This is a genomic window from Gilliamella sp. Gris3-2, from assembly GCF_001690345.1.
In the GTDB taxonomy this organism is placed as follows: Bacteria; Pseudomonadota; Gammaproteobacteria; order Enterobacterales; family Orbaceae; genus Gilliamella; species Gilliamella bombi.
Genome location: NZ_LZHB01000043.1, coordinates 1 through 358 on the forward strand (window position 1 = coordinate 1; position 358 = coordinate 358).

At 41.1% G+C, this 358-nt stretch carries 2 pseudogenes; both read left to right on the top strand.

The features are described from left to right. Positions 1-92: 92 nt before the first annotated feature. A pseudogene (locus tag A9G32_RS13610) lies at positions 93-263 on the top strand (IS3 family transposase); the annotation flags it as partial. Continuing rightward, positions 246-358: pseudogene (locus A9G32_RS13615) on the top strand (IS3 family transposase); the annotation flags it as partial. The pseudogenes A9G32_RS13610 and A9G32_RS13615, both read left to right, overlap by 18 nt.

Here is a 358-nt window from a genome sequence, read left to right on the forward strand (position 1 = left end):
CAGGAAGAAATCATAAAAAAGCTTTAGTGCCCACAAAGGCACGTAAAACGTGGGCACAGCAACTACAACAAAATCATTCGGTTACTATTGCTATGAGTTGTGCCATTGTTGGCTTAAGCCGTTGTGCTTACTATTATCAACCTAAGTTACAGGATGATTCGGTGATTGTTTCGGTATTGAATGCTATCACAGACCGGCATTTACGCTGGGGCTTTCCTAAATGCTTTAATCATATCAAAAAGCTCGGCTATAAATGGAATCATAAACGGGTATATCGGGTGTATTGTGAATTAAAGCTTAATCTCAGGATAAAGCGTAAACAGCGCATTCCTCCACGAAGCCCAGAAAGGCTATCAGC